General features: G+C 67.3%; 15 protein-coding genes. 7 read left to right on the top strand and 8 right to left on the bottom strand.

The annotated features are described in order from the left end of the window. Nucleotides 1–74: 74 nt before the first annotated feature. Complete coding sequence (locus SD37_RS00470; RefSeq protein ID WP_145926496.1) at nucleotides 75–539, top strand: hypothetical protein; 465 nt, start codon at nucleotides 75–77, stop codon at nucleotides 537–539. 98 nt (nucleotides 540–637) lie between these two features. Here SD37_RS00470 and SD37_RS42430 read toward each other — a convergent pair whose 3' ends face one another. The 5 genes from SD37_RS42430 to SD37_RS00450 form a co-directional block, all read right to left on the bottom strand. Continuing rightward, complete coding sequence (locus SD37_RS42430; protein WP_145926495.1) at nucleotides 638–1,147, bottom strand: hypothetical protein; 510 nt, start codon at nucleotides 1,145–1,147, stop codon at nucleotides 638–640. An 18-nt stretch (nucleotides 1,148–1,165) separates the two neighbouring features. Beyond that, complete coding sequence (locus SD37_RS00465; RefSeq protein ID WP_044849460.1) at nucleotides 1,166–2,881, bottom strand: alpha/beta hydrolase; 1,716 nt, start codon at nucleotides 2,879–2,881, stop codon at nucleotides 1,166–1,168. Further along, nucleotides 2,881–3,201 carry a hypothetical protein gene (locus tag SD37_RS00460; RefSeq protein WP_044849461.1) on the bottom strand — a complete coding sequence of 107 codons (321 nt, stop codon included), beginning with the start codon at nucleotides 3,199–3,201 and terminating at the stop codon, nucleotides 2,881–2,883. Before SD37_RS00460 ends, SD37_RS00465 begins: the two co-directional genes overlap by 1 nt. Nucleotides 3,202–3,374: 173 nt before the next feature. After that, nucleotides 3,375–4,457, bottom strand: a complete 1,083-nt coding sequence (locus SD37_RS00455; RefSeq protein WP_044849462.1) for an inositol-3-phosphate synthase — start codon at nucleotides 4,455–4,457, stop codon at nucleotides 3,375–3,377. A 62-nt stretch (nucleotides 4,458–4,519) separates the two neighbouring features. Further along, nucleotides 4,520–5,065, bottom strand: a complete 546-nt coding sequence (locus SD37_RS00450) for a PadR family transcriptional regulator (RefSeq protein WP_005168208.1) — start codon at nucleotides 5,063–5,065, stop codon at nucleotides 4,520–4,522. 247 nt (nucleotides 5,066–5,312) lie between these two features. On the opposite strand from SD37_RS00450, the gene SD37_RS00445 reads away from it, so the two are divergent. The 3 genes from SD37_RS00445 (at nucleotide 5,313) to SD37_RS00435 (ending at nucleotide 11,299) form a co-directional block, all read left to right on the top strand. After that, the gene (locus SD37_RS00445) at nucleotides 5,313–5,726 is read left to right on the top strand and encodes a DUF5318 domain-containing protein (protein ID WP_037307500.1); all 414 of its coding nucleotides are present in this window, start codon (nucleotides 5,313–5,315) and stop codon (nucleotides 5,724–5,726) included. Between the two features lie 499 nt (nucleotides 5,727–6,225). Next, complete coding sequence (locus SD37_RS00440; RefSeq protein ID WP_083254846.1) at nucleotides 6,226–8,604, top strand: transglycosylase domain-containing protein; 2,379 nt, start codon at nucleotides 6,226–6,228, stop codon at nucleotides 8,602–8,604. A gap of 160 nt (nucleotides 8,605–8,764) precedes the next feature. Next, a complete protein-coding gene (locus SD37_RS00435; RefSeq protein WP_044849464.1) occupies nucleotides 8,765–11,299 on the top strand; it encodes a transglycosylase domain-containing protein in 2,535 nt (844 codons plus the stop codon). On the opposite strand, the gene SD37_RS00430 is transcribed toward SD37_RS00435, so the two are convergent. Continuing rightward, nucleotides 11,300–12,349, bottom strand: coding sequence for a Gfo/Idh/MocA family oxidoreductase (locus tag SD37_RS00430; RefSeq protein ID WP_145926494.1), 1,050 nt, complete (start codon nucleotides 12,347–12,349; stop codon nucleotides 11,300–11,302). A 55-nt stretch (nucleotides 12,350–12,404) separates the two neighbouring features. Here SD37_RS00430 and SD37_RS00425 point away from each other — a divergent pair, with 55 nt between their 5' ends. Beyond that, nucleotides 12,405–13,493, top strand: a complete 1,089-nt coding sequence (locus tag SD37_RS00425) for an ROK family transcriptional regulator (protein WP_044849466.1) — start codon at nucleotides 12,405–12,407, stop codon at nucleotides 13,491–13,493. A gap of 17 nt (nucleotides 13,494–13,510) precedes the next feature. After that, the gene (locus SD37_RS00420; protein ID WP_044849467.1) at nucleotides 13,511–15,055 is read left to right on the top strand and encodes a glycosyltransferase family 87 protein; all 1,545 of its coding nucleotides are present in this window, start codon (nucleotides 13,511–13,513) and stop codon (nucleotides 15,053–15,055) included. On the opposite strand, the gene SD37_RS00415 is transcribed toward SD37_RS00420, so the two are convergent. After that, nucleotides 15,012–15,359 carry a hypothetical protein gene (locus SD37_RS00415; protein WP_236725249.1) on the bottom strand — a complete coding sequence of 116 codons (348 nt, stop codon included), beginning with the start codon at nucleotides 15,357–15,359 and terminating at the stop codon, nucleotides 15,012–15,014. The genes SD37_RS00420 and SD37_RS00415 overlap by 44 nt on opposite strands. A gap of 165 nt (nucleotides 15,360–15,524) precedes the next feature. Between SD37_RS00415 and SD37_RS00410 the strand changes: the two genes are divergently transcribed. Beyond that, on the top strand, nucleotides 15,525–16,007 hold the full coding sequence (locus tag SD37_RS00410) for a hypothetical protein (protein WP_044849468.1): 483 nt from the start codon (nucleotides 15,525–15,527) through the stop codon (nucleotides 16,005–16,007). Nucleotides 16,008–16,066: 59 nt separating this feature from the next. Here the strand turns inward: SD37_RS00410 and SD37_RS00405 are convergent, their stop codons facing one another. Further along, nucleotides 16,067–16,846: a deoxyribonuclease IV gene (locus SD37_RS00405; RefSeq protein ID WP_044849469.1), complete on the bottom strand. Its 780-nt coding sequence runs from the start codon at nucleotides 16,844–16,846 to the stop codon at nucleotides 16,067–16,069. Nucleotides 16,847–16,888 lie beyond the last annotated feature (42 nt).

Below are 16,888 nucleotides of genomic sequence, written 5' to 3'. Positions count from 1 at the left end.
ACCGTCGCGGTGGCCCGCACCGCCCGCAAGCAGGGCTACGCGGGGCCGACGCCGAAGCCGAGGACTGAGTCAGCGTGCCGCGCAAGAATCCGCATTCGACACGTCAGGCGATCGCTCGCGGCGTAGCGGCCTCTTTAGCCTTCATGTGCATCTACACGGCCTTGCTTTTCGGGAGTCAACCGGCTTCGGGCGCCGCGTTTCTTCTCGCCACGGGACCACTTCTGCTCATGATGCAGATTCGCGTCATGCTCACGGCCACACCGGGTGTAAGTCGAGCAGATCGAGAAGCGTTGGACGAGAAGCACCTGAAGGCGACCTGTATCGCCTCTTTCGCCTTGATTATGGCCTTGATCATCAGCATTGCGAAGCCAGCCGAATCCTACGGGTTGGTTCTTGCCGGAATTATGGCGATTCCCGTCTGGACGAACACGATCGAATGCCGGACGATCATTGCTCGTTATATCGAGCGGGATCGACGCGCCACTGCGCGGTACAAGTATCTTCACCAGGAGGCTCAGCAACGCGCAACCACGAAGTAGATCACCCTTCGTCCCCCCGCCGCATGATCACCAAGGATCGTCGCCCAAACCTGACAGCAGGGGCCTCGTCTCGAGCGATCGGCGAATACTCCTGCGCGCTAATTGCCCGGCTTGGGCGTACCGTCGCGCCACACACAGGGCGATGAAACCTTGAGATAGACTTCACCGATATTATTGGCCTGCAATCCCATCGTGAAACCGTCTACATTATTCTTCGCGCCTAGAAATTCACCTTTCTGATCATCAGTAATGGTGAAGCCGATCTTTTTCAGGAGAGATCGCATATTCTGAAAGTACGCCGGTACTTGTTCCGGGGTGACACCCTCAAGCTGGTAACTCACGCGAGCGTCCCGCCGGTCCGGGGACGGGCTGCCGTCGGCGTTGGAGCATGGGAAATCGTAGTTCTTGTATGGGTTCACGAACTTGGCCTGCGGGTTCAGCGCCGCCCGAGCTTGCTCGGCGTAGGCGTCCACCTTACGAGCGGCGTCCGCAAGCGTGATCGTCGGTTCCACGCTGCCTCCGTCTTCAGGTTCATCCACCCCACAGGCCGTCGACAACAGCGTCGCGACGACCACCACGAGGATGGCTTTAACTGAAATTCTGTTCATTCGTCTTCCCGGCTTGGGTCACGGTTGCCGCCCCGCGACTATCTTGCCCATACCTCGGAGAGACGGGCTGTCTTGTTTCCAGTACTCCCCGTGCGCTCCCACGCTCGGCAACTCGGCGGGTCCACCGGCCGTGGTTCCGCGATTCGATTCGAAGGTCTTGCCGCCGAATTGCGGATCCATGGGGTCGGGTCCGAGTGGATCGATGAGCATGCCTTCCCCTCCTGGCATACGGGGGAAGTTGGTGACGTTGATGACGTCCTTCTCTGCCGTGGTCGAGTAGACATGATCGGGCGCGATATTCAGCTGGTGCGCGTAATCGACACCGACACCGGGACTCGCCACGAAAACCATGTCGTCGACGGCGAGGCCGCCGTCTCGTGCGGCGTGCCCGACGAGCGTGGTTCCATAGCTGTGGCCAATGGCCGTGCTGTGGGACGGGGCTCCGGTGTGACTCTCCCGCAGGCCATCCTGGAACTTGTCGAACGCCTGCTTACCGTTGTCCGCGTAACTCTCGCTCCCGGCGTTCGACAGGGTGTCGGGCGCGTCGTATCCCAGCCAAGTGATGACCGAAGTGGAGCGCCCGCCCGCCTCGATGGCCGCTTGGTGCATCGCGTCGCCTCTCGCGGCCTCGTCGGTGAAGGTGGCAAGGTCCGCGGTCGTACCGGGAACGTAGGACGCGACATGGGCCGTGGTGTCCGGGTTCCCTTTCGCCAGGATGGCCTTACCGTCATCGTGACCGTCGATGCCCAGTAGGTAGTACTTCTGGTTTTCGGGCGTCGCCGGGTCCTGCTTGAGCATGGCGTCGAGATTGTCGACGCCCTTGATCTTCTTGTCCAACTCGCCGAGTCGGGCGGTCAAGGCGTCGAACTCGCGCCGGTCGTTGAGTTTGATCTCCCCACCGCCGGTTCGCCGGAAGTCGGCGATCTTCTTCCGCAGCTCGTCACGCTCCGCTTGGAGACGCGATCGTTCACGGCCGATCAGCCCACGGTTCGCGATATCGCGTTGCTTCGCGGAGAAACCGTCCCGTGGCCCGACGAGTTCCGGACGATCCATGGCCAGCCGAGTCCGCTGAGCTTCGCTCAAGGTCGCCCAGTAGGCGGCGTTCTGTGCCGCTGTCGCTCCTTCGGGCGGGGGCGCGGGAATACTGAGCGCCCCCATGACGGCGCCGGAGTTGCCGGCCGCCGCCAACGACGTGTTCTCGTTGTCGTTACCGGTCGCGTCGATGGTCTGTCCGGACACGATCCGGTCGAGCACGGAACAGAAGTCGTCATCGATGTCGGTCGCGCTTTTGAGTACCTCGGCGACACGATCGCGCAGTTCCGCCGCGATCGCCGCCCGTTCGCGGGCGACGGCTTCTTTCTCGCCGTCCGCGGTTTCCGGAGGCGGTCCGTTGTCGACGATCTCCCCGTCACCGCCGATGGTGAAGTGGTGTGCCCTGGCGAGCCCCTCGACTTCCTTGACGCCGTTCACGACCCCACTGATCGCGTCCCCGACGTCCCCCGCGCTGCGACGCAGCGAAGCCACTTCGGCGGCGTACTCCTCCATGCCATCGATGACCTGATCGACCTCGCTCGCCGCGGCGGTGGCCGCCTCACCATGCCAGCCGTCCGCCGTGTTGATACCTCGCAGATCATCCGAGCACACGACGACCTTGTTGTACGCGGCGTTGATTTCACCGACCGCGGTTTGCAGGGGTCCGGGATCCCATCGCGTGACCTCAGCCCAGGTGACCATCAGACCGGCTTCCGCCCACCCGTCGCCTGCACCGGCACGGTCAGCTCCGCCGTGGCGGCGTCCTCGCGGCCGCTGTAGAGGTCCACGGCCTTCGCCATGTTCGCCGCGTGCGCGTCGAGACGACGCTCGTACGCCTGCTCGCGATCCCGCAATGCCTGCTTGACCGCGCCGAGCTTGCCCACGCACCGTGCCCCCGGCATACCGGCATCTCCGGACGGCACGGCCGCGGAGCACTTCGCCCCGCGCAGCGCGTCCGCGACCCGCGTCGCCGCCTGTCCAGTCCCTCTGATCTTCTCGATCACCACGTCATAACCGACCATGAGGCCTCCCCGCCCTTGGTAGTCAGACGATCACACTACGGGAACAGAGCAGGTAGCGGCACTGCTCAAGATGGGCTGAAGGGGACTTTCACCGCATGTGATGCAGCGAAGGCTCCCTTCACCGCATCGCATGCGGTGAAGGGAGCCTTCAGCTCACGTCAGGGAAAGGGAGGTCACGCCTCGCCGGCGATGAACTTTTCGACCTCGTCGCGCGCGGTGGAGTCGTCGTACTGCTCCGGCGGCGACTTCATGAAGTAGGACGAAGCCGACAGGATCGGGCCGCCGATGCCGCGGTCCTTCGCGATCTTCGCGGCGCGCACGGCGTCGATGATGATGCCCGCCGAGTTCGGCGAGTCCCACACCTCGAGCTTGTACTCCAGGTTCAGCGGCACGTCGCCGAAGGCGCGGCCTTCGAGCCGGACGTAGGCCCACTTGCGGTCGTCGAGCCACTGCACGTAGTCCGACGGGCCGATGTGGACGTTGCCCTTGCCGAGTTCGCGGTCGACCTGCGAAGTGACCGACTGGGTCTTCGAGATCTTCTTCGACTCGAGCCGCTCCAGCTCCTTCATGTTCAGGAAGTCCATGTTCCCGCCCACGTTGAGCTGCATGGTCCGGTCGAGCTGGACGCCGCGGTCCTCGAACAGCTTCGCCAGCACGCGGTGCGTGATGGTGGCGCCGACCTGGGACTTGATGTCGTCGCCGACGATCGGCACGCCCGCCGCGCGGAACTTCTCGGCCCACTCGGGGTCCGAGGCGATGAACACCGGCAGCGCGTTGACGAACGCCACACCGGCGTCGATGCACGCCTGCGCGTAGAACTTGTCGGCCTCTTCGGAGCCCACGGGCAGGTACGAGACGAGCACGTCGACCTCGGCCTCGCGCAGCGCCGCGACGACGTCGACCGGAGTCTCGTCGGACTCTTCGATGGTCTCGCGGTAGAAGCGGCCGAGCCCGTCGTAGGTGTGGCCGCGCTGCACGGTGACGCCCAGGGGCGGCACGTCGGCGATCTTGATGGTGTTGTTCTCGCTGGCGAAGATCGCCTCGGACAGGTCGCGGCTGACCTTCTTGGCGTCCACGTCGAACGCGGCGACGAACTCGATGTCGCGGACGTGGTACTCGCCGAACACGACGTGCATCAAACCGGGCACGCGAGTGCTGGGATCTGCGTCACGGTAGTACTGAACGCCCTGGACCAGCGAGGCCGCACAGTTGCCGACGCCCACGATGGCCACCCGAACGCGGCGGTTCTCGCCCATGCCGGTTTCTCCTTCATTCGTCCAACAGTTGTAGGTAATACCCAGCGGGCCCGGAGAGCGCCTCAGGTCTCCGGTCCGCGCTGCTCGGCCTGTTCGTGCGCGATCAGCTCGTTGAGCCAGCGCACCTCCCGCTCGCTGGACTCCAGCCCGAGCCGGTGCAGCTCGCGGGTATAACGGTCGATCTTCTCCTCGGCCCGCGCCATTGCCGTCCGAAGTCCTTCTCGGCGTTCCTCGACCCGACGACGACGGCCTTCCAGGATCCGCATCCTGACGTCGGCCGGTGTCCTCGAAAAGAACGCCAGGTGGACGCCGAAGCCTTCGTCGTCCCACGTCTGCGGGCCGGCGTCACCGAGTAGTTCGGCGAAGCGCTCCTTGCCCTCGGCGGTGAGCTTGTACACACGCTTGCCGCGGCGTGCCCATGCCCGGTCTTCCACCTCTTCGAGTTCCTCGACGAGGTAACCGGCACGAAGCAGCCGACGCAGCGTCGGGTACAGCGAGCCGTACGAGAACGTCCGGAACATCCCGAGCGTCTCATGCAAACGTTTGCGCAGCACGTAACCGTGCATGGGGGTCTCGTGCAGCAGCCCCAAGATCGCGAGCTCGAGCACACCGCACCCCCTTCCGGGAACAAACCGCGACCGGGCGCGTTGGCCACCGCGACCGGCTCGGTCAACCTACCGGCCCACTATATCGCGCCGATACATCGAAGTGGTGTAGCTAACCCCGATCGGGCGTCGGTGATCCAGCCGAAATTCACCGGAGAGTTATCGAATCGTCGGCGTGTCCGGGTGCGCACGCACCGTCCGGTCGAGAACGGGGCGTGGACCACACAGCAAGAGCCCGTACTCTGTTGGCGTGCGAAACCAGCGGCAGGTCGTGGACTACGCCTTACAGCGGCGCGCGCTGCTGAAGGGCGTCCACTCCGGACGGGTCGGCACATACGACGTCTGCGACGCGGGTCCGTACCTCCTGCGGGCCGCGAAATTCCACGGACGACCAGGTGAGCAGGACTGCCCGGTCTGTCATCGGGAGGAACTGACCCTGGTGTCGTGGGTCTACGGCGAGGAGCTCAAGCACGTCGCCGGATCGGCCAAGACGCCGGACGAGCTGGTGCGGATGGACGGGCACTTCGCGGAGTTCACCGTCTACGAGGTCGAGGTCTGCCGAAGCTGTCACTGGAACCACCTGGTGCGGTCCTTCGTCCTCGGAACGGGAGATCCGGGAAGCACTCGCCCACGGACCCGGTCACGGAAGACAGCGGGTCAGTGACAGGTATCGAAATCGCAGTTGAGCACAGAGCGGCGTCCCCCGAAGCGCCGGTCTGGGAGGCCCATTCGTGAACGACGAACGCAACCGCTCCTGGCCCGGCCAGGAGCCTGATGCACCTCGCCGTGCCCAATGGCCGGGCGAAGAGGACGGACCCGGCTGGCCGGGCGAGGAACCCCCGCGCCGTCCCCAGCGCCGGACACCTCCGAACGGCACCCCGCGTTCGGCCGCACCACGGTCCCCGCAACCCCGGTCGTCTGACCCACAGTGGCCCGCCGGCGACGGTGGCGGCCCGGAATGGCCGTCCGACGAGGAGCCCCGCCGTCCCGCGGCCGCGCGCCGGCCCAACGGCATGCCCCCGCGCAGGCCGGGACCCCCGCCGCCGGGAGCACGAGGCCCCGCCGGTGCGCAGCGCTCCCAGCAGGGCGCCGTCGGCCACCGCCCGCCGCCGCCTCCGCCCGGCAACCGCCGTCCGCCCGCTCCCGCCGACCAGGCGACCGCGATGGTCCGCCCGGTCGAACCGGAACCGTACGAGCGCGAGCCGGACCTCATCACGCATCACGCCCACAACGGCACCGAAGACCCGTACGGCTACGACCCGTACGACGATCGCTATGACGATCGTCACGAGAGCGTCGCACTCGGCGCCGAGGGGGAAGATCCCCACGACGACGAACCCGCCGAGGAAGAAGACGGCGCCAAGAAGAAGGTCCTGACGCCGAAGCAGCGCAAGAAGCGCCGTTGGCGGATCATCCGCCGGGTGCTCTACGCGATGTTCGGCCTGTTCGTCGTGGTCCCGGCGATCGCGTTCGTCATCACCTACTTCCTGGTGGACGTCCCGTCGCAGGAAAGTGTCGCGAGTCAGCAGAGCCAGCCGATCACGCTGATGTACGCCGACGGCAGCCCGATGGGCAAGATCGCGCCCGCCAGCGGCGGCAGCCGGTATCTGCTCCAGCCCGGGGAGATCCCGGACGCGGTGAAACGCGCCGTGTACGCCGCCGAAGACTCGTCGTTCGAGACGAACTCCGGGTTCGACGTCGGCGGCATCCTGCGCGCGGTCTACAACAACCTCACCGGTGGCCAAGGCGGCGGTTCGACGATCTCCCAGCAGTACATCAAGAAGGCCACAGCCAACGAGGCGCCGACGCTCACCCGTAAATGGACCGAGCTGGCCAAATCCTTCAAGATGAACAACCAGATGTCCAAAGAGGAGATCATCACCGCCTACCTCAACACCATCTACTTCGGCCGCGGCGCGAACGGCATCGAAGCGGCCTCGCAGGCCTACTTCAAGAAGCCGGCCAAGGAACTCGGCGCGTCCGAGGCGGCCCTGCTCGCCGGCCTGATCCAGGGTCCGAGCCGGTCCGAGAACGAGGCTTACGCCACCAGGCGGTGGAACTTCGTGATGGACCAGATGGTGGCGAACGGCTGGCTGTCCGCCCCCGAACGCGCGGCCGCGACCTTCCCGAAGCCGATCCCGAAGGCGCAGGCGAAGGCCGACGACGCCGGGACCCTGAGCCTGCACATCCGCAACCGCGTGATCGACGAACTCGAAGCCCGCGGCTACGACCAGGACAGGCTGCACCAGGGCGGGTTCAAGATCACCACGACGATCGACCCCAAGGCGCAGAAGATGGCCGAGGAGTCCGTCGCCGAGGGGATGAAGGGCCAGACGGACGAGAACATCCTGAACGCGCTGGTCGCGATCGATCCCAAGACCGGCGGCGTTGTCGCCTATTGGGGCGGCCCGGACTGGACGAAGAACGACAAGGGCCAGGACGTCCAGGCCATCGACTGGGCGAACGTGCCGCACAACCCCGGTTCGGCGTTCAAGGCCTTCGACCTGACCGCGTTCCTCAAGATGGGCAAGGGGCTCGGCGAGACATTCGACGGCTCCAACAACCGGAAGTTCGACGGCCGCACGATCCGGAACGCGGGCGAAAGCTCCAACTGCGGCCCGCAATGCACGGTCGCCGAGGCGATGAAGGTCTCCGCGAACACCGTGTTCTACGACATGGTCCGCAATGTCACGAAGATCGACCCGGTGGCGAAGGCCGCGAAGGAAGCCGGCGTGATGGTGGAGGCCGACGGCGGCAAGGCGAAGCTGAGCCCCGACATCAACATCGCCCTCGGCGGTGGTGGCACGGTCACCACCGCGGAGGACATGGCGGCCGGTTTCGCCACCTTCGCCGGTGAAGGCATCCGGCAGAAGCAGCACTTCGTCGCCAAGCTGACCAACTCCCAGGACGAGATCGAGTTCGACGAGACGGCCCCCAAGGGCACGCCCGCGTTCAGCGACGACGCCGACAAGAGCAAGCAGATCGCGGGCAACGTCACGGACGCGCTCGAGAACGTCATCCCGTACTCGAAGCTGAAGTGCCCGTCGAACCACGATTGCGCGGGCAAGACCGGGACGCAGCAGTACGACTTCAAGGACAGCGACCCGGCGAGCTACCGCGACCGCAACGCCCAGACCTGGATGGTGGGGTACACGCCGTCCATCTCGACGTCGGTGTGGGTCGGCGGCGACGGCAACAAGCCGCTGCACGACAAGAGCGGCAAGCCGGTCTACGGCCGGACGATCGCGGGCCCGATCTGGGAAGACTTCATGTCCCGGTACCTGACCGGGAAACCGTCGGAGAAGTTCGGCAAGGTCAAGCCGATCGGCAAGGACGCCCGCGCGGTGCCGACGACCACGGTGCAGAAGGCGCCGGAGACATCGACGCCGCCCGAAACGCCGACGACCACCCCGACCCCGACGACTCCCACCGAGCCGACGGAGACGACGCCGACGAAACCCACCAAGCCGACGAAGCCGAGCTGGACCAGGCCTGGCCCGGGGACTTCGGACCCGTTGTTCCCCAACGGCGAAGATCCGTGATGACCGGACAGAACGGCTGAAGAAGGTGTGCCGGGCCAGGCCCGGCACACCTTCTTTTTCCGTACCCGGTGAACCTGCGCGGATCTGACACGTCTTCTATAGAAGGAGACCTGCGACCGCAGGACCGCGCTCACCCAGGAAAGGTTCGGAGGACGTCCAAGTGAACGACGATCCCCACGGCGGATGGCCAGGTCAGGACCCTGACCCCGCACGTCGTCCGCAACGCCCGGCCGGACCGCCCCGTCGCCCCGCCGGTGGTCCGCCTCCGGGCCACGGACAGCGACCGGGTGCCCACCAGCAGGGTCCCGGGCAAGCGCCGTGGCAACGGCAACCGGGTCCGCCCCAGCAGCAGCCGCCGCCCCGGCGTCCGCAGCGGCCACCGGTCGCGCCGCAGCACGAGCCGGACCTCATCACGCATCACGAGCACAACGGCACCGAGCACCGGTACGACGGTGATCGCGGGTACGAAGAGCCGTACGACGACGAGTACGTCCCGGAGACCGACGAGGACGGGAAGCCCGTCCTCACCCCGGCGCAGCGCAAGAAGCGCAGGTGGAGACGGATCCGGCGGGTACTGCTCGCGTTGTTCTGCCTGTTCTTCGTCATCCCGGCGATCGCGTTCGTGATCACCTACTTCCTCGTCGACGTCCCGTCGCCACAGGCCGTCGCGGCCACGCAGGGCCAGGCGGTGACCTACTACTACGCCGACAACACCGAGATGGGCAAGGACGTGCCCAAGGGCGGTAACCGGCAGATCCTGACGCCGGAGCAGATCCCGGACATCGTCAAGAAGGCCGTCATCGCCACCGAGGACGCCTCCTTCGAGACGAACTCCGGTTTCGACATCGGCGGCATCCTGCGCGCGGTCTACAACCAGGTCACCGCGGGCAAGGGCGGTGGCTCGACCATCTCCCAGCAGTACATCAAGGTCGCCAGCGGTGACGACGAATCGTCGCTCACCCGTAAATGGACCGAACTCGCCAAGTCCTTCAAGATGAACCAGACGTACGAGAAGAAGGACATCATCTCGGCGTACCTGAACATCATCTACTTCGGGCGCGGGGCGTACGGGATCGAATCGGCCGCGCAGTCGTTCTTCGGCAAGCCCGCGGGCGAGCTGAACGCGTCGGAGGCGGCACTGCTCGCGGGCCTCATCCAGCAGCCGGGCCGCTCGGAGAACCCGAAGGTCGCGAACGACCGCTGGAACGTGGCGCTGAACCGTATGGTGCAGAACGGTTTCCTCTCCGCCGCGGACCGCGCGAACCTGCAGTTCCCGACGCCGATCCCGCAGGCCGACAAGCAGCAGGCCGGGGTGGTCAACCCGTTCATCCGCGACAAGGTCAAGGAAGAACTGGCCGCGAACGGCATCACCGACGACGTCTACTACACCGGCGGCTACAAGGTCTACACGACCATCGACCCGAAGGCGCAGGCCGCGGCGGAGCAGGCTGTCGCCGACGGGATGAAGGGCCAGACCGACGAGAACCTGCTCAACGCGCTCGTCGCGGTCGACCCCAAGACCGGCGGGGTGAAGGCGTACTACGGTGGCCCGTCCATCGTGAAGGGGCCGGACGGCAAGGATCAAAAGGGCCGGGACTGGGCGAACACGCCGCAGAACCCCGGATCCTCGATGAAGCCGTTCGACCTCACCGCGTACCTGCAGCTGGGCAAGGGCGGCATCAACTCCACGTTCGACGGGTCCAACAACCGGCAGTTCGGGAAGCAGACGATCCGGAACGCCGGTCCCGGCAGCTCGTGTTCGGCGCAGTGCACGGTGTCCGAAGCGATGCAGCGGTCGGCGAACACGGTGTTCTACGACATGGTCGTGAACGTGACCAAGCCCGGGCCGGTGGCTCAGGCCGCCAAGGACGCCGGGATCAAACCCGCTCCCGAAGGCGCCTCCGAGCTGTACGCCGACAACAACATCGCGCTCGGCGGTGGCAAGACGGCCGTCAGCCCGGAGGACATGGCCGCCGCGTACGCCACCTTCGCGGGCGACGGCCAGCGAAGGACCCGGCATTTCGTCGCCAAGGTGACCAACTCGCAGGACGAGGCCGCGTACTCGGCCCCGGAGGAGGCGAAGCCCGCTTTCTCCGACAACTCCGACAAGAGCAAGCAGATCGCCGGCAACGTCACCGAGTCGCTCAAGGGTGTCATCCCGTTCTCGAAGCTCAAGTGCCCCACCGGACACGAGTGCGCCGGCAAGACGGGAACCCAGCAGCACACCTACCGTCCCGGCGAGCCCGCGTGGGCCAAGGACGCCAACTCGCAGACCTGGATGGTCGGCTACACGCCGTCGATCTCCGTCTCGGTGTGGGTCGGCGGCGACGGTGACAAGGCGCTGAAGGGCAAGAACGGCAAGGCGATCTTCGGTTCGACGATCGCCGGGCCGATCTGGCAGAAGTTCCTTTCCCTGTACCTCAACGGGAAACCGGGGGAGCGCTTCGACAAGGTCAAGATCATCGGTGACGAGAACGCCCCCGTTCCCTCCACCCAGACCCCGCCGGACGAGGACGACGGCAGCTCCGAGACCGGCACGCCGTCGACAGGCCCGTCGACGGGTCCTTCGTCCTCACGGAACGAGGAGAACCCGCCGTCCAGCTCGCGGAATCCTCCGTCGTCCAGTGAGAACAACGGCGAAGAAGGCGGCGGCAACGGTCCCGGCCGTGGCGGCGGCAGAGGCGATACCGAATAGCTAGAGGGTGACGACGCGCTTTTCGGCACCGGAGAGGTGAGCGGCCTCGATGACCCGGAGAGCCTCGACGGCGGAGGTGGGATCGACCGGGAGGTCGCCCTTGCCGAGAAGCGCGTCGCGCACCTGCGCGTAGAAGTCCTCGTAGCGGCCGACCTCGGTGGGCACGGTCTCGACGTCGTCGTTCACGCCGAGCCGCCCGGCGTCCGACGCCGGTTCCACGCCCCAGCCGGGGTCGCCGGGCCGCAGCCCGTCCTTGATCTGCGGCTCTTGGACGTCGAGGCCGTACTTCGTGAACGTCGCCTTGTCGCCGAGCACGCGGAACCGCGGGTTCCGGGTCCCCGCGAGCGCCGACGCCCAAAGATGCGAACGCACGCCGTTGGTGTGCCGGAGGGCGACGAAGACGTCGTCGTCGACGGAAACCCCGGCGCGGCGCCTGTCGACCTCCGCGTAGACCTCGGCGACCGGGCCGAACAACTGCAGCGCCTGATCGACGATATGCGCGCCGAGGTCGTAGAGCAGGCCACCCGCTTCGGCGGGGTCGCCGAATTCACGCCAGTTGTCCCTCGGCTTCGGCACCCATCGGTCGTAGCGCGATTCGAAGCGGAAGACGTCGCCGAGGCGGCCCGCGTCGAGGAGCTTCCGGACGGTGAGGAAGTCCGAGTCGAACCGGCGGTTCTGGAACACCGTCAGTCCGACGCCCCGGGCCTTCGCGGCCTCGACGACCTTCGCCGCTTCGGCTGCAGTCGGCGCGAAGGGCTTGTCGACGACGACCGGCAGGCCCGCCTCGATCGCCCGGAGCGCGAGCGGGACGTGGGTGCGGTTCGGGGTGCTGACCACGATCAAGTCCAGGTCGGCCGTCTTCGCGAACAGCGCGTCCGCGTCCGGCAGCACCTCCGCGTCCGGGAAGTCGGCACCGGCCTGCTCGACCCGTTCCGGGTTCGAGGTGACGATCGCGGCCGGGGTCAGCCCCGGCGTCGCGCCGATCAGCGGGGCGTGGAAGACGCGCCCGCCGATGCCGTATCCGAAGATCCCCACTCGCAAATCAGCCATGACCTCATTAAACAACAGTGTTGCGTAATTGGCCAGCCGTGGCAGGATGCGCGCTATGCCGGAGACCGGGGTCAATCTGCGCGGCCTGCGCCAGCACAACCGCGCGCTGCTGCTCGCGCACATCCTGCGCACGGGCGGGCTCAGCCGCGTCGAACTCGCCGAACGCACCCGGCTCACCCAGCAGGCCGTCTCGAAGATCGTCCCCGAACTGCTGGACGCCGGCCTGCTGGACGAGGAACGGCAGCCCGCGTCCGGGGTCGGCAAGCCGCGCACGCTGCTGCGGGTGCGCGCGGACGCCCGGCACGCGCTCGGCGCCCAGCTCGACCGGGACTCGTTCCGGGTGCTCATGACCGACCTGACCGGGAAGATCATCGCCTCGGAAGGCGGGTCGCTGCCGCCGGGATTCACCCCTGATCAGGCCGTATCCGCCCTCGCCGAGGCGACCGAAAGGCTGCTCGGCGGCGTCGAGCGTGAACGGGTACTCGGCATGGGAGTCGGCGCCGTCGGACCGCTCGACCATCGCGAGGGCATCGTCCGGGACGCCACGAACATGCCCGGCTGGCACCACGTCCCCCTGCGCGACCTGCTGACGGAACGCGTCGGACTGCCCGTGCGGCTCGACAAGAACACCAACGCCGCCGCCTTCGCCCAGCACTGGACCGACGGCGGCCAGGCCGCGACCGCCGTCGTCCTCGTCGGCACCGGGATCGGCGTCGGGCTGCTGATCGACGGCGGGCTGTACCGCGGACCCCGGACCAACGCCGGCGAGTTCGGGCATACGACACTCGCCTTCGACGGGCCGCGCTGCGCGTGCGGGCGCCGCGGCTGCGTCGAGGTGCTGCACAACGCGGCGGCGACCACGGAGGAGGCGGCGGGCCTGCTGGGGACCGGACTCGCCGACCTCGTCCAGATCCTCGACCTCGAACGCGTCGTGCTGACCGGGCGCGCGGTCCGCGCGGCACCGGAGCTCTACCGGGACACGGTCGCCGCGCGGCTGCGGGAACTCCTGCCTTTGCCGCACTGGCAACGGATCCAGGTCGATCTCGACGAGATGGGCGACGACGTCGTCGCGTTCGGGGCGGCCGCCGAGGTGCTGGCCGGGTTCTACGACAGCGGCGACATCACCGGTCTGTCACCCGCATAGGCGCTAACATCCGCCTCGTGTCCGACCAGACGACCCCGCCGGAGCGCGAGGCCCCGCTCTCCCTCACGCCGGGCGAACGGGTCATCCCGAGCTGGAACGAACCGCTCGTGGCCGCGGCCACCCGGCCGATCGGCGGTCCACTCGGCGAACACGCGGCCGTGGGACGGCACTGGTTCTGGTCGCCGCAGCGCGTCGGCCTGCTGCTGGCCTGTCTCGCGCTGCTGCTCTCGTGGTTCGGCAAGGCGTCGTGCATCCAGCAGTACACCGACGACTCCGGGATGAACCAGCTCGACTGGCGGGCGGGTCGCCCGTTCGTCGCGATGTGCTACTCGGACATCGTGCCGCTCTACAGTTCCGAGCGGCTGAACGATCCGGACACCTTCCCGTACGTGACCTCGTGGACCGAGAACGCGGGCACGGTGAAGGAGACGACACGGTACATGGAGTACCCGGTCGCGACCGGGCTGTTCCAGTGGATCAACGCGAAGCTCACCGAAGCCTGGCTCTCGGCCGCGGAAGCGGGCTGGCTGCCCGGCGCGCTCCCGGTCGCCGTCTACTTCAACATCTCCGCGCTCTGGCTCGCGCTCGCCTGGCTGGTGACGGTGTGGGCGACCGGCCGATCGCTGAAACGCCGTCCGTGGGACGCCGTCCTGGTGGCGATCTCCCCGCTGGTGCTGGTGCACACGTTCACCAACTTCGACGCCATCGCGACCGCGTTCACCGCGACCGCGCTGCTCGCCTGGGCCCGGCGACGGCCGGAGGTCGCGGGTTTCCTGCTCGGCCTCGGCGCGGCGGCGAAACTGTATCCGCTGCTCCTGCTCATTCCGCTTTTCTTCCTGTGCCTGCGGGCGGGCAAGGTCAAGCAGTGGGCGCTCACCGCGGGGCTGGCGGTGGCGACGTTCGTGGTGGTCAACGTCCCGTTCGCGCTCGCCGCGCCCACCGGCTGGTGGGAGTTCTTCCGGCTCAACACGGTGCGCCCGATGGATCCGGACTCGCTCTACAACGTGTTCTCCCATCTTTCCGGCTGGGCCGGGTTCGACGGGAAACTCGCCACGGGTCAGACGCCGGTCGTGCTCAACGTCGTCGTCGCGGTGCTGTTCCTCGCCGCATGCGCCGGCATCGGGTACCTCGCGCTGAAGGCTCCGCGCCGTCCGCGGCTCGGCCAGCTCGCCTTCCTCGTGGTGGCCGCGTTCCTGCTGACCAACAAGGTGTGGAGCCCGCAGTACTCGCTGTGGCTGGTGCCGCTGGCGGTGCTCGCGATCCCGCGCTGGCGGCTGCTGCTCGGCTGGATGGTCATCGACGCGCTGGTCTGGGCGCCGCGGATGATGTACTACCTCGGCGTCGACAACAAAGGCCTGCCCGAGGACTGGTTCCTCGGCGCCGTCGTCGTCCGCGACTTCGCCGTCGTCGGTCTGTGCGCGCTGGTGATCCGGGAGATCCACCGGCCGCGCACAGACCTCGTCCGCCGCGCCGGGGACGACGACCCGGTGGGCGGTTTCCTCGACGGCGCGCCGGACGCTAAGCGCGTTTCAGCACCTCAGGTCCAGGACGCTCCAGCCTGAGATGCCTGCCGAAGTCCTCGGCGCCGAAGTCGTCGATCTGGACGACGACCTCGTCGGGCGAGGTTTCGACGAGACGGCAGGCGATCCAGTCGTCGCCGTGCTTGACCGACCAGCGGTCGGCGAGGACGGCCAGTCCTTCGGCCTCCAGCAACGCGACGGAATCGTCGAAGGCGGCCGGTCCGCCGAGCGGATAGCCGAAAACGGTCAGTGCCTGCCACCGCGCGGTGGCGTCGTCCCGGGCGGGGGCGACGTAGCCGACATGCTCGCCGTCCTCCGCCCGGTACACGGTGCGATGCTCGATCATGGGGATCAGGTTCGACCCTCCCGTGGCGTGAGGGTCAAGCCGAATAAGTGGCAGGGCACCTCTTCGTCATGGCGCAGGTCGTCGATGAAGGAATTGGGACGTTGAGTGTCCCAATTCCTTCATGGACGCGGGGCACACCACTTGCCCGTCAAATAGCCTGCGCGGATGGCCTTCCATCTCGCGCCCGGCTCGGTCGTCCACCGCACCACGACGCTGCACGGGTATTCCGCGATCGTCATGGTCGAGCGGTACGTGGGTGGCCGGTGGGAACTCGCCGCGGAGTTACCCCGGGCCGCCGAGGAGATCACCGACGACGTCGCACGGGAGAAGCTGGGCGAGGCCGTCGACGAGCCCAGCCGGTTCGCGGTACCGCCGGAGACGGGCGTGACCGGCGGGCTGAAGGCGCGGCTGGACCAGCTGGACTCGATGATCGACACCACGGTGGCGTGGCTGCGGGCCGGCGCGGCCGGCTCCGACACCGAACTGGCGTGGGCGCGCTATCAGTCGTCGGACTACGACTACGAACTCGACACCCGGGAAGCCCTGCGCGACGCGGCCGGGCTCCTGTCGCAGATGGTGAAGCACCGCGCCACGCTCGCCGCTCGTGCCGAAATGCGGCGCCGGAAGCGCGAGTCCGAGGACGACTGACGCGTTTGGTCCTCTGGATGCGCCCCGCATCCAGAGGACCAAACGCGGAAAGAAAGGGGTCAGGCGGAGGCGACGCGCTCGCGGAGGTAGGCGATGTCGGCGGCCTGGCCTTCGGCCGGGGTCTCGACGATCACGGGCGCCCCGGCCTCGGCCGCGACAGCCGCCAGCACCTCGGGGTCGATCGTGCCGTCGCCGCCGACGACGTTGGCGTGCCGGTCCCGCGTGGAGCCGAACTCGTCGCGCGAGTTGTTGAGGTGCACCAGATCGATCCGGCCGGTGATGGCCTTGACCTTCTTGACCGCCTCGGTCAGGTCCCAGCCCGCCGCGTACGCGTGGCAGGTGTCGAAACAGAAGCCCGCGCCGAATTCGCCGACCTTGTCCCAGAGCCGGGCGATCGTGTCGAGGTCGCGGGTCATCGCGTTGTCGCCGCCCGCGGTGTTCTCGATCAGGATCGGAACGGCGAAGCCGCCCTTCTCCTGTTCGCGCTCGAAGAGCTTGCGCCAGTTGACAAGGCCTTCTTCGACGTCTTCCGCGGAGCCGACGTGGCCGCCGTGCACGACGAGCCCTTTCGCGCCGATCTCGGCCGCGCCGTTCGCGTGCTGCGTGACGTTCTTCCGCGACGGGATTCGGATGCGGTTGTTCATCGACGCCACGTTGATCAAATACGGCGAGTGGATGAACACCTCGACCGGCGATTCCTTGATCGCTTCGCCGTGCGGGTGGGGTTTGGGAGCTTTCCAGCCCTGCGGGTCGGAAAGGAAGAACTGGAGGACCTCGGCCTCGCGTTCGGCGACCGCGGCCAGCGGGTCGTCGTCGCGGACATGGGCACCGATTTTCATGTTAGGGGAATCTACGCGGAGCGAAGCTCCTCCGTTGAGGGC

It is taken from the genome of Amycolatopsis orientalis (assembly GCF_000943515.2).
Lineage (GTDB): Bacteria > Actinomycetota > Actinomycetes > Mycobacteriales > Pseudonocardiaceae > Amycolatopsis > Amycolatopsis orientalis.
Note: the sequence above shows the minus strand (reverse complement) of the source record. Positions and strands in the feature narration are given on the sequence as shown.